The organism is Thalassotalea sp. HSM 43 (assembly GCF_004752005.1).
GTDB lineage: Bacteria > Pseudomonadota > Gammaproteobacteria > Enterobacterales > Alteromonadaceae > Thalassotalea_A.
This window is the reverse complement of the sequence record NZ_CP038493.1, coordinates 3,249,300-3,262,074: the sequence shown is the minus strand read 5'-3', so window position 1 is coordinate 3,262,074 and position 12,775 is coordinate 3,249,300. Positions and strand designations below refer to the sequence as shown.

The following is a 12,775-nucleotide window of genomic DNA, read 5'->3' as shown; positions in this document are numbered from 1 at the left end:
AAAGCCCGGTAGCGTTACTACCAGGCTATGTAATTATGGTTTGGCATTGATTAGATTGGGTCTTGATCTAATTCAGAATGTTCGACTTGTGTTGGCGCTTCTGCACCATGCATCCATTCGACCAATTTATCAGCCATAAGTAATACCAGGCCACCAGCAATAAAGCCACTAACAGCAAGACCGGCAAAAATAGACAAGGCGTTATTGATTTGTTCCGGTCCTTCGCCAATTAAACCGCCTACGACACCGGCGACTTTATTCGCTATTGCAGAACAGGCAAACCAAACCCCCATTAATAATGATAGATATTTAATCGGAGCGAGCTTAGACACCAAGGACAAACCTATCGGTGAAATACAAAGTTCACCAAAAACCAAAAACATATAGGTCACGATGAGATACAAAACACTGACTTTAACGTTTAAATCACCATCTTGTTGCATGGTTGCAGCAACCATAAACAAGAAACCAATTCCGACTAACAATAAACTAAATGCAAACTTGCGTGGCGAACTTGGCTGTTTATCACCGAGCTTGGTCCAAAGACCGGCAAAGACCGGGGCAAACATAACAACAAATATTGCGCTTACCGACTGTAACCACGACGCAGGCATTTCCCAGCCAAAAATATGTCTATCGGTAAAATCTTTAGCGTAAATATTTAATAAGCCACCTGCTTGCTCATAACTAACCCAAAAGACGATAGATATTACACTCATGATAACAATGACTTTTACGCGGTCGCGCTCTTCAGCGGTTAACGGCGTATCTTTTGCAGCTGCAGCACCTTCGGTTGATATACCATGCGCAGATGGTTTTACACCAATTTCACCTAAATACTTATTCGCAAGCACAAGTTGCATGATCACACTTATGACCATACCAAAACCGGCGACAATGAAACCTAACTGCCAGTTTATGACTTCAGCCACATAACCAACAACCAGTGGAGCAATTGCCGCACCTATGTTAATGCCCATATAAAAGATGGTGAAGGCACCATCACGGCGGCTATCACCTTCCTGATAAAGATCACCAACAAGAGTAGATATGTTCGGTTTGAATAGGCCATTACCGCAACAAAGTAATATAAGGCCTATATAAAATGCTGATTCTGATGCATCACCTAACCAGGCTTGAGGAGTACCTAAGGTAAAATGGCCTGTGGCCATTAAAATACCGCCCAAGATAATACTTTTTCGTTGCCCTAAGACATTATCGGCAATCCAACCACCAAGCACAGGGGTAAGGTATACCGCCATGGTAAACCAACCATATAGCGCTAACGCTTCTGAATTAGTCCAGCCAAAGCCACCGGTTTCAACGGCAGCAATAAGATAAAGTACGAGAATGGCACGCATACCGTAGTAGCTGAAACGCTCCCACATTTCCGTACCAAACAATAGAAACAGCCCTTTCGGATGCCCTAGTAAGGTGTCAGTTGATTGAGTCATATGATTCTCTTATCGTCATGTTTATTATTATTCTAATAATTCAAAATAAACACTACGTTAAAAGCATAGCAGTTACTAGGATAAACTCCTGAGAGTTTGACTGTTAACTGAACAAGCGTTCGACTTGACGTTTTGAGGTATTTGCTATTTTTTGCAAGAAGCCAAACTCTATACGATGCATGCCTGAGCGCTGCTGGATATCTTCAAGCATGGTTAAATAAAGTTTCGCAGTCATTTTCGCATCAAATAATGCTCTATGATAACCACCATCTTCCGCTAACCCTTTATAATCAACTAATGTACCCAATTTATGGTTTGGTGCATCCTGATATATGCGGCGCGAGGTTAGTAACGTACAGGCAAATTGGCCCTGGTAATTATGATTAATACGCTGGAATTCGGCATCAAGAAACTTCTTATCAAATGACGCATTATGCGCAAGTAAATTATCATCACCAATAAACTCAGCGAATCGTTGCATCACCTCAGCACATGGCCTTGCCGTAGACAACATGACATTGCTTATACCCGTATACTGTTCAATAAAGCTATTCACCCTGCGACCAGGGTTCATCAATTCTTGAAAAGTGTCGGTAACAACGCCGTTATCAATTTTAACCGCACCAATTTCAATGGCACGATCACCTTGATCAGGCGATAAACCCGTGGTTTCAAAATCGAGAACTATTATGGTATCGGCGTAAGGACTTGGCATAGGGACTACTTAATAAGACATGTTAATACCGGCAGGATAGCGAATAACAGCAATGATTTGAAGAATAAGTTTGCCAATATTTCGATTTTTAAAGGTAATACCGTTAGTTGCTAAAAGCGCAGTGGTTATATTTAACGATGCACGGTGTTGTTCATACTGGTGCGATAAAAGTGCGGTTAGTAAAGCCATTTCGAAACTAAAGGACGTGCGGTTTGTAAAACCACATCGAGACGACGGGAGGTTGCGGCCTTCGCCGCAATGACGGTGCTTATTAACAGGTGAAGTTATATACATTATAGAACCTGCTCTCCGTCATCCCACAATGCTGTTGTGTGGGATCTTTATCAGGTTAGAGGTGTCTTGATTATCAAAGCTCGTTGTAATTCATAGCGGTGCGTTTTGTAAAACCACCTCGAGACGAATCGAGGTTGCGGCCTTCGCCGCAATGACGTGCAGGGACGCACTAATGCCGCGGGTGCATGGATGCACAGGAGCGGTGACGTGCAGGGACGCACTAATGCCGCGGGTGCATGGATGCACAGGAGCGGTGACGTGCAAGGATGCACTAATGCCGGCAGGTTCAGGATGAACGTTTTATGCCGGTGACGGTGCTTATAAACAGGTGAAGTTATATACATTATAGAACCTGCTCTCCGTCATCCCACAATGCTGTTGTGTGGGATCTTTATCAGGTTAGAGGTGTCTTGATTATCAAAGCTCGTTGTAATTTATAGCGGTGCGTTTTGTAAAACCACTTCGAGCCGACAGGAGGTTGCGGCCTTCGCCGCAATGACGTGCAGGGACGCACTAATGCCGCGGGTGCATGGATGCACAGGAGCGGTGACGTGCAGGGACGCACTAATGCCGCGGGTGCATGGATGCACAGGAGCGGTGACGTGCAGGGACGCACTAATGCCGGCAGGTTTTGGATGAACGTTTTATGCCGGTGACGTTTATCTGTTTTAGAAAATGTGCGCCGTCATTCCGGAATCGCCACCGGCGATGTCCGGAACCTCCTTCAGGTTCGAAGAGGTTCGCAGATATAATGACAACGGGTGAACGCGGGTTACTGTTTAAAAGCACGTTATAACCTGATGGGGGTCCCGCACAAAAACACTGCGGGATGACGGTGATTTTTTCTGATAATTGTTATACGACAGAAAACGAAAAAGCCCCTAGCGTAAGCTAGGGGCTTTCTTGAATTGGAAGCCTGGCGATGACCTACTCTCACATGGGAACTCCCACACTACCATCGGCGCTACTTCGTTTCACTTCTGAGTTCGGCATGGGATCAGGTGGTTCCAAAGCGCTATTGTCGCCAGACAAAAACTTTTCGTTAGAAAAGCCCTGAACTTGTTTCAGGGTCTCCTGACACATACTGTGTATCAGTTTTTCTAACATAATTCGGAAATCTAATATTAAACACTTTACTCAATTCTTATGATGCGTGACTTACATCAAACACATACAAAACCGTTTGGGTGTTGTATGGTTAAGCCTCACGGGCAATTAGTATCAGTTAGCTCAAGGCCTCACAACCCTTACACACCTGACCTATCAACGTTGTAGTCTCCAACGACCCTTTAGGGGACTTAAAGTCCCAGTGAGAACTCATCTCAAAGCCTGCTTCCCGCTTAGATGCTTTCAGCGGTTATCAGTTCCGAACATAGCTACCGGGCAATGCCATTGGCATGACAACCCGAACACCAGAGGTTCGTCCACTCCGGTCCTCTCGTACTAGGAGCAGCCCTCTTCAATTCTCAAACGCCCACGGCAGATAGGGACCGAACTGTCTCACGACGTTCTAAACCCAGCTCGCGTACCACTTTAAATGGCGAACAGCCATACCCTTGGGACCGACTTCAGCCCCAGGATGTGATGAGCCGACATCGAGGTGCCAAACACCGCCGTCGATATGAACTCTTGGGCGGTATCAGCCTGTTATCCCCGGAGTACCTTTTATCCGTTGAGCGATGGCCCTTCCATTCAGAACCACCGGATCACTATGACCTACTTTCGTACCTGCTCGACGTGTCTGTCTCGCAGTTAAGCTGGCTTATGCCATTGCACTAACCGTATGATGTCCGACCATACTTAGCCAACCTTCGTGCTCCTCCGTTACTCTTTGGGAGGAGACCGCCCCAGTCAAACTACCCACCAGACAGTGTCCCCAAGCCCGATTAGGGCCCCAGGTTAGAACATCACGCATACAAGGGTGGTATTTCAAGATTGGCTCCACTCAAACTGGCGTCCAAGTTTCAAAGCCTCCCACCTATCCTACACATGTAGGAGCAATGTTCACTGTCAAGCTATAGTAAAGGTTCACGGGGTCTTTCCGTCTAGCCGCGGGTATACGGCATCTTAACCGCAATTTCAATTTCACTGAGTCTCGGGTGGAGACAGTGTGGCCATGATTACGCCATTCGTGCAGGTCGGAACTTACCCGACAAGGAATTTCGCTACCTTAGGACCGTTATAGTTACGGCCGCCGTTTACCGGGGCTTCGATCATGAGCTTCGCTTACGCTAACCCAATCAATTAACCTTCCGGCACCGGGCAGGCGTCACACCGTATACGTCATCTTACGATTTAGCACAGTGCTGTGTTTTTAATAAACAGTTCCAGCCACCTGGTTACTTCGACCGACCGAGGCTTAGAGAGCAAGTCTCATCACCCTAGCCGGCGTACCTTCTCCCGAAGTTACGGTACTATTTTGCCTAGTTCCTTCACCCGAGTTCTCTCAAGCGCCTTAGTATTCTCTACCTAACCACCTGTGTCGGTTTGGGGTACGGTTCCTATATATCTGATGCTTAGAAGCTTTTCCTGGAAGTATGGCATCAACAACTTCAATTCCGTAGAATCTCGTCTCGTATCTCAGCCTTAAGGAAATCCGGATTTACCTAAATTTCCAGCCTACATACTTTCACATGGACTACCAACGCCATGCTTGCTTAGCCTGCTCCGTCCCTCCTTCGCAATATATAGAAGTACAGAAATATTAATCTGTTTCCCATCGACTACACCTTTCGGTCTCGCCTTAGGGGCCGACTTACCCTGCCCTGATTAACATGGGACAGGAAACCTTGGTCTTTCGGCGGGGGAGTTTTTCACTCCCCTTATCGTTACTCATGTCAGCATTCGCACTTCTGATACCTCCAGCATGCTTTACAACACACCTTCAACGGCTTACAGAACGCTCCCCTACCACTTGAACCTAAGTTCAAATCCGCAGCTTCGGTGCTATGTTTAGCCCCGTTACATCTTCCGCGCAGACCGACTCGACTAGTGAGCTATTACGCTTTCTTTAAAGGGTGGCTGCTTCTAAGCCAACCTCCTAGCTGTCTGGGCCTTTCCACATCGTTTCCCACTTAACATAGACTTTGGGACCTTAGCTGGCGGTCTGGGTTGTTTCCCTTTCCACTTAGGACGTTAGCACCCTAAGTGTGTCTCCCGGATAGCACTCATTGGTATTCGGAGTTTGCAAAGGGTTGGTAAGTCGGGATGACCCCCTAGCCTTAACAGTGCTCTACCCCCAATGGTGTTCGTCCGAGGCTCTACCTAAATAGATTTCGGGGAGAACCAGCTATCTCCCGGCTTGATTAGCCTTTCACTCCGACCCACAGGTCATCACCGCATTTTTCAACATACGTGTGTTCGGTCCTCCAGTTGATGTTACTCAACCTTCAACCTGCCCATGGGTAGATCGCCGGGTTTCGGGTCTATGCCCTGCAACTAAACGCGCAGTTAACACTCGCTTTCGCTACGGCTCCCCTAATCGGTTAACCTTGCTACAGAACATAAGTCGCTGACCCATTATACAAAAGGTACGCAGTCACCCCGAAGGGCTTCCACTGCTTGTACGTATGCGGTTTCAGGTTCTATTTCACTCCCCTCACAGGGGTTCTTTTCGCCTTTCCCTCACGGTACTGGTTCACTATCGGTCAGTTAGGAGTATTTAGCCTTGGAGGATGGTCCCCCCATATTCAGACAGAATTTCACGTGTTCCGTCCTACTCGATTTCACGGTAAGTTTATTTTCATGTACGGGGCTATCACCCTGTATCGCTGCCCTTTCCAGAGCATTCCACTAACTTACAAACCGCTTAAGGGCTAATTCCCGTTCGCTCGCCGCTACTAAGGAAATCTCGGTTGATTTCTTTTCCTCGGGGTACTTAGATGTTTCAGTTCTCCCGGTTCGCCTCGTTAAGCTATGTATTCACTTAACGATACCCAACTTACGTTGGGTGGGTTTCCCCATTCGGACATCCCAGCCTATAACGCCTTTTATCGGCTTAACTGGGCTTTTCGCAGATTAACACGTCCTTCATCGCCTCTAACTGCCAAGGCATCCACCACATACGCTTAGTCACTTAACCATACAACCCCAAAAAGTCTTGCTTGTCTTTTGAACCTTATACTGCCTTGTCGTCGTTAATTACTTGGTCATTATCCGAAGATAACTCCCAGCGTAATGAACTTGACGGCGTTGTCTAACGCTCAAAATCCTGCGCAATGGCATTTTGAATAATTTGGAGACAAATCCAAATTCAAATGTATATCTGACATTTTCACGCATTCAATAAGAATGTTGATAACTTACGTTATCAAACTCAAATGTTGCCATTTGAGCCTTGAGTAAGAACAACTAACACAACGAATAGTGTTAGTTATAATTTGAAACGCTTTGACACGTTTCGGTTGATAAACAACAAGTTGTTTATCGTGGTAACTTATTCAGCGCTTACGATTGGAGGTCGCAAGCATAAGTTACCGGGTTTAATATCAGCTTTCCAAATTGTTAAAGAATTAATCAATGCGCGCATTCGGCAAAGATTTTGGTAAAAAACCAAAGGTAAATCATCGGGAGACCCTAAACTGAATTTAGGGTATCTCATCAACAAAGATTTCATCTTTGATTTCTTTCAATAGTTATCATGTAATTTGTGTGAACACTCGACGACCTACAAGGATGTAGGAAGTGTCGAAAGATTGTAAGGAACAATCTCGACCAAGTAAGCGTTTTACTTAAGGTAAGGAGGTGATCCAACCCCAGGTTCCCCTAGGGTTACCTTGTTACGACTTCACCCCAGTCATGAATCACAAAGTGGTAACCGCTCTCCCGAAGGTTAAGCTAGCTACTTCTTTTGCAACCCACTCCCATGGTGTGACGGGCGGTGTGTACAAGGCCCGGGAACGTATTCACCGTGGCATTCTGATCCACGATTACTAGCGATTCCGACTTCACGGAGTCGAGTTGCAGACTCCGATCCGGACTACGACAAACTTTGTGGGATTCGCTCCACCTCGCGGTCTTGCTGCCCTCTGTATCTGCCATTGTAGCACGTGTGTAGCCCATCCCGTAAGGGCCATGATGACTTGACGTCGTCCCCACCTTCCTCCGGTTTATCACCGGCAGTCTCCTTAGAGTTCCCGCCCGAAGCGCTGGCAAATAAGGATAGGGGTTGCGCTCGTTGCGGGACTTAACCCAACATTTCACAACACGAGCTGACGACAGCCATGCAGCACCTGTCTCAGAGTTCCCGAAGGCACTAAACTATCTCTAGTAAATTCTCTGGATGTCAAGGGATGGTAAGGTTCTTCGCGTTGCATCGAATTAAACCACATGCTCCACCGCTTGTGCGGGCCCCCGTCAATTCATTTGAGTTTTAACCTTGCGGCCGTACTCCCCAGGCGGTCAACTTAGCGCGTTAGCTACGCTACCCACAGATCAAGTCTACAGACAGCTAGTTGACATCGTTTACGGCGTGGACTACCAGGGTATCTAATCCTGTTTGCTCCCCACGCTTTCGTGCCTCAGCGTCAGTATTTGTCCAGGTGGCCGCCTTCGCCACTGATGTTCCTTCCAATCTCTACGCATTTCACCGCTACACTGGAAATTCCACCACCCTCTACAATACTCTAGCCTGCCAGTTCGAAATGCAGTTCCAAGGTTGAGCCCTGGGCTTTCACATCTCGCTTAACAAACCGCCTACGCACGCTTTACGCCCAGTAATTCCGATTAACGCTCGCACCCTCCGTATTACCGCGGCTGCTGGCACGGAGTTAGCCGGTGCTTCTTCTGTCGCTAACGTCACAGTAAGCAGTTATTAACTACTTACCTTTCCTCACGACTGAAAGTGCTTTACAACCCGAAGGCCTTCTTCACACACGCGGCATGGCTGCATCAGGGTTTCCCCCATTGTGCAATATTCCCCACTGCTGCCTCCCGTAGGAGTCTGGGCCGTGTCTCAGTCCCAGTGTGGCTGATCATCCTCTCAAACCAGCTAGAGATCGTCGTCTTGGTAGGCCATTACCCCACCAACTAACTAATCTCACTTGGGCTAATCTAAAGGCGAAAGGTCCGAAGATCCCCTCCTTTGGTCCGTAGACATTATGCGGTATTAGCAGTCGTTTCCAACTGTTGTCCCCCACCTCAAGGCATATTCCCAAGCATTACTCACCCGTCCGCCGCTCGACGCCAGAGTAGCAAGCTACCCTTCGTTTCCGCTCGACTTGCATGTGTTAAGCCTGCCGCCAGCGTTCAATCTGAGCCATGATCAAACTCTTCAATTAAAAAAGTTGTTTGAAACAAATGTTTCGACTCAATGAATTCTGTTGCTGTTTCTCTTTCGAAAAACATTTTTGACATAAATTGTCGTTTGCATGAGAACTCATCAAGTAAAGTCTTAAAAAAGACTTAATGGTAAAACCATCTTATCTTGTGAGTGCTCACACAAATTGCATGATAACTAATTGTTAAAGAACGTTCTGATTAAAGAACTAAGCAGTAGTCGCATTCGCTAGTGCTTGTTGCTCCAGGCCTTGCCTGAAGCGAGATGCGCATTCTACGCAACTCAGTTTCGATGTCAACAATTAAATTCAAAAAACTTCAAATTAATTGTTGTCGTTTGTAACCGTTAATATAAGGGTTGCAAACCTAAAACCGAACTTCCAAGTTATCGAAGATAATCTTTTGGTTACTTCGGCTAGTGCCGCTGTTCCCGTGGAAGTGGATGCGCATTTTAGGGATTTTTTCGGAAGCGTCAACACGTTTTTTAAGTTTTTTTGAAAAAAACGTTTAGCCGGTCAAATTATAGACAAGAATAACTAAAAACGCTCAATAAACGCGCATAAGTTCGCAACTTTTATTGCGTCGATATCGTCGTCTTGATGATAACGACTTGAAACCAGAACTCGAGATTCTATACCTGCACGCTGTGCAGCCACCATATCTGAGGTTTTATCACCTATAAATATGCTGTTTTGCAAATCAATATTATGTTGCTGTGCGGCTTTTAATATCATTCCAGGTTCAGGTTTTCGGCATTGACACTGCTTTTTATACGGGGCGTTGCCTTTTTCTGGGTGATGAGGGCAAAAATAGACATCTTTAATAATGACGTCATGTTCGGCAAAGCGCTCGCTCATCCAACGACTCAACTCAAAAAAATCTTGTTCGCTGTACAGACCTCTGGCGATACCGGACTGATTGGTTATCACAAATATGTCATAGCCTTTTTCATTTGCCTTTTGGCAAAGCGTAAAGATACCGTCAACAAACTCAAAGTCTGCCGCTTTATATACATAGCCATGATCGACATTGATAATGCCATCTCGATCGAGGAATAAGGCTTTGTTCATTTAATATCTGCCCTTTAGTGCGTTACTAGTGTGCTAAATAAAAAGAGCGAATCATCATTCGCTCTTTTATCAATATGACATATTACTATGTTGTCGATAGTAAACAACAATACTATGACATTGATAAACTACATTGATAAGCCACCGTCGATTTCGACGACGCGACCAGTGAAGAATTCATTTTCAAAAATGTACTTAGCAGTATGCGCAATCTCTTCTGGACTACCCAAACGACCAACCGGTTTCATTTTCTCTAAACGCTCACGCATTTCAGGTTTCATTGCATCGGTCATTGCGGTTCGAATAACACCAGGGGCGATTGCACCAACGCGAATACCAAAACGACCCAGTTCACGTGCCCAAGTAACTGTCATCGCAACGACACCGGCTTTAGACGCAGAGTAGTTGGTTTGTCCCATATTACCCTGGCGAGCAATAGACGACATATTGATGATCACACCTTTGCGCTTGTACTTGATCATTTGGGCTGCCGCTTCACGACCACATAAGAATACGCCAGTTAAGTTGACATCAATAACCGACTGAAACTGCTCCAGTGACATCTTCTTAACGATTTCACCGTCTTTAACTTTAATGAACATACCGTCACGTAAGATACCGGCATTGTTTACCAAACCATCAATGCCATCAAAGTCGGCTGCGATTTTCTCGAAAGTTGACTCAACACTTTGCTCATCAGTAACGTTGGCAATATATACCTTCGCTTGACCATTAACCGCCTCAACTTCAGCTAACGTCGCAGCCAGAGCGTCTTCACCAAGATCAACCAAGGCAAGCTTAGCGCCTTGCTTAGCAAAATCCACCGCCATAGAACGACCTAAACCGCCACCGGCACCGGTGATAACGATTACTTTATTCATGATATCCATGTGTATACCTTTCAATTATTCTTTATCAAACATCTTAAAGATGCTGCTGAAATCTTTTTTACCGTTGCCTTGACCGGCATGAATCGCAAATAAGCTGCGCGCTAACGCCCCCATAGGGGTCGATGATTGACTGTTAACAGCGGTATCTAATGCCAGACCTAAGTCTTTTGCCATTAAGTCAACCATAAAGCCACCCTCATAGTTATTGCTTGATGGCACATTCTCTAGAACATCCGGACACGGGTTATAAAGTTCTAGGGTCCAGTTACGACCAGAGCTTTGCAACATGATCTCAGACAATTTTTTAGGATCCAAGCCATTGGCAATACCAAGTTGTAATGCTTCCGATGTACCCGCCATTAGAATACCAAGCAGCATGTTGTTACATACCTTGGCGATTTGGCCTGCGCCGTGAGAGCCGGCATGAAATATATTTTTACCCATATTATCGAGTAATGGTTTCGCTGTAGCGAAATCAGCGTCTTCGCCACCAACCATAAAAGATAAGGTGCCGGCAATCGCACCACCAACACCACCGGATACCGGTGCATCAACAAAGTTAATGCCCTTTTCGGCTAAAGCCGATGCCACATTAACAACGGTTGGCTTATCAATTGTAGAAGAGTCAATAACTAACGCGCCTGGCTTAATATAATTAATTAAACCATCTTCACCTAAATATAAACCTTCAACATGCTTACCCGCTGGAAGCATAGAAACAATAAAGTCTGCACCGTCAACCAATTGCTGATTTGAGCTTGCGGTGGTTGCTCCTTGGTCAAGCAACTGTTGTACTGCCTGGTCATACAAATCAAACACTTTGACACTATGACCGGCCTTTACTAAGTTGGCAGCCATTGGGCCACCCATGTTACCTAAACCAAAGAAAGCTACATTTGCCATGTAATACTCCTAATATAATTCTTGTTTCGTTATATCACGTCAGTGAACACTTATAAGTGCCCTAGAGGATGTGCGCTTTCAATGTAATCGCTGGTAAAGAACCAATCGATAACGTCTTGATCAACGCTTGCAACATCCGGGTATTTCCACTGCGGATTATTATCTTTTTCTATTAATAAGGCGCGGACACCTTCTTTGAACTCACCAAACTCGCCACATTTTTTCGAGATGGTCAGTTCCATACGAAAACACTCAGCCAACGACATGTTTTTAGATTTTTGTATTTGGTTGTAGGTTAACTGCACGCTCAATGCACTGCCGTGGGCAAGTGACTTCTGTGCTCTGTTAAACCATTTGTCGTCGATGTCGGCATTTTTAATATTGGCAACGATTTGGCTAATATTATCGGCTCCAGTTAATTCATCAATCAGTAACTGATGACCTTTTATATTTGATACCGGCGCTAATGTTTTACTTTGCTGCTCAAACGCTAATAACACATCATTAAGCTTATCTTCATTAAGCGCTTTGGTGCCGCCCCAATTAACATCCGCTAATGCATTAAGTACGTCTTGCTTATGAGAGTGAGCAATAAAATGATCGGCTAGTGATACATATTTGGCGTCGGTAGCATTTATGGCAGCACCGGTTAAGCCTAGAAATAAACCGGTATTGTTTGGCATCTTATTAAGAAAATAACTGCCGCCGACATCCGGGTATAAACCAATGCTAATCTCTGGCATGGCAATACGGGTGTTTTGTGTGGCGACACGATGGCTAGCACCCGCCATTAAACCAAGACCGCCACCCATAACAATGCCATTACCCCAAACAATAAATGGTTTGTTGTAGGTATGAATCATATGATCAAGCTCATACTCATCTAAAAAGAATTGCTCAACTTTAGGTGCTGGGTCACCATTAACATCTGGTAAATTATTATATAAATAAACAATGTCACCGCCAGCACAAAACGCCTTATCACCGGCACCTTGTAAAAATACAGCAACAATGTCATCGCGCTCTTGCCATGCTTTTAACTTTGGTGTGATCTCATTGACCATTGCATGACTTAACGCGTTTAGCGACTTTTCAGAATTTAATGTGATTAGCGCCAGTTTTTTGTCATTACGACATTCCAGCTCGTCAAATAATACGATATCAGACATAACT

7 protein-coding genes and 3 rRNA genes are annotated in these 12,775 nt (G+C 45.4%); all 10 read right to left on the bottom strand.

Annotated features, from left to right (window positions below; genetic code table 11):
* Positions 1 to 50 precede the first annotated feature (50 nt).
* The 10 genes from E2K93_RS14255 to E2K93_RS14210 all read right to left on the bottom strand — a co-directional run bounded on the left by E2K93_RS14255 (position 51) and on the right by E2K93_RS14210 (position 12,771).
* On the bottom strand, positions 51 to 1,454 hold the full coding sequence (locus E2K93_RS14255; protein WP_135439739.1) for a peptide MFS transporter: 1,404 nt from the start codon (positions 1,452 to 1,454) through the stop codon (positions 51 to 53).
* Positions 1,455 to 1,557: 103 nt separating this feature from the next.
* Positions 1,558 to 2,169: a PolC-type DNA polymerase III gene (locus tag E2K93_RS14250; RefSeq protein ID WP_135439738.1), complete on the bottom strand. Its 612-nt coding sequence runs from the start codon at positions 2,167 to 2,169 to the stop codon at positions 1,558 to 1,560.
* A gap of 9 nt (positions 2,170 to 2,178) precedes the next feature.
* A complete protein-coding gene (locus E2K93_RS14245) occupies positions 2,179 to 2,358 on the bottom strand; it encodes a hypothetical protein (RefSeq protein ID WP_135439737.1) in 180 nt (59 codons plus the stop codon).
* A 1,019-nt stretch (positions 2,359 to 3,377) separates the two neighbouring features.
* A 5S ribosomal RNA gene (gene rrf, locus E2K93_RS14240) occupies positions 3,378 to 3,492 on the bottom strand.
* A gap of 165 nt (positions 3,493 to 3,657) precedes the next feature.
* Positions 3,658 to 6,544, bottom strand: a 23S ribosomal RNA gene (locus tag E2K93_RS14235).
* A 655-nt stretch (positions 6,545 to 7,199) separates the two neighbouring features.
* A 16S ribosomal RNA gene (locus tag E2K93_RS14230) occupies positions 7,200 to 8,741 on the bottom strand.
* Together the 16S, 23S and 5S rRNA genes form the textbook arrangement of a ribosomal RNA operon.
* 534 nt (positions 8,742 to 9,275) lie before the next feature.
* Positions 9,276 to 9,809 carry a D-glycero-beta-D-manno-heptose 1,7-bisphosphate 7-phosphatase gene (gmhB, locus tag E2K93_RS14225; protein ID WP_135439736.1) on the bottom strand — a complete coding sequence of 178 codons (534 nt, stop codon included), beginning with the start codon at positions 9,807 to 9,809 and terminating at the stop codon, positions 9,276 to 9,278.
* A gap of 128 nt (positions 9,810 to 9,937) precedes the next feature.
* Positions 9,938 to 10,699 carry an SDR family oxidoreductase gene (locus E2K93_RS14220; RefSeq protein ID WP_135439735.1) on the bottom strand — a complete coding sequence of 254 codons (762 nt, stop codon included), beginning with the start codon at positions 10,697 to 10,699 and terminating at the stop codon, positions 9,938 to 9,940.
* A gap of 15 nt (positions 10,700 to 10,714) precedes the next feature.
* The gene (mmsB, locus tag E2K93_RS14215; RefSeq protein WP_135439734.1) at positions 10,715 to 11,602 is read right to left on the bottom strand and encodes a 3-hydroxyisobutyrate dehydrogenase; all 888 of its coding nucleotides are present in this window, start codon (positions 11,600 to 11,602) and stop codon (positions 10,715 to 10,717) included.
* A gap of 50 nt (positions 11,603 to 11,652) precedes the next feature.
* Positions 11,653 to 12,771: an enoyl-CoA hydratase/isomerase family protein gene (locus E2K93_RS14210; protein ID WP_135439733.1), complete on the bottom strand. Its 1,119-nt coding sequence runs from the start codon at positions 12,769 to 12,771 to the stop codon at positions 11,653 to 11,655.
* Positions 12,772 to 12,775: the final 4 nt, after the last annotated feature.

What these genes read in the sequence shown, in the direction of transcription:
- E2K93_RS14250 (WP_135439738.1), bottom strand. Translation starts at nt 2,169, where the DNA reads ATGCCAAGTCCTTACGCCGATACCATAATAGTTCTCGATTTTGAAACC.
- gmhB (WP_135439736.1), bottom strand. Translation starts at nt 9,809, where the DNA reads ATGAACAAAGCCTTATTCCTCGATCGAGATGGCATTATCAATGTCGAT.
- E2K93_RS14210 (WP_135439733.1), bottom strand. Translation starts at nt 12,771, where the DNA reads ATGTCTGATATCGTATTATTTGACGAGCTGGAATGTCGTAATGACAAA.
- E2K93_RS14245 (WP_135439737.1), bottom strand. Translation starts at nt 2,358, where the DNA reads ATGGCTTTACTAACCGCACTTTTATCGCACCAGTATGAACAACACCGT.
- E2K93_RS14255 (WP_135439739.1), bottom strand. Translation starts at nt 1,454, where the DNA reads ATGACTCAATCAACTGACACCTTACTAGGGCATCCGAAAGGGCTGTTT.
- mmsB (WP_135439734.1), bottom strand. Translation starts at nt 11,602, where the DNA reads ATGGCAAATGTAGCTTTCTTTGGTTTAGGTAACATGGGTGGCCCAATG.
- E2K93_RS14220 (WP_135439735.1), bottom strand. Translation starts at nt 10,699, where the DNA reads ATGGATATCATGAATAAAGTAATCGTTATCACCGGTGCCGGTGGCGGT.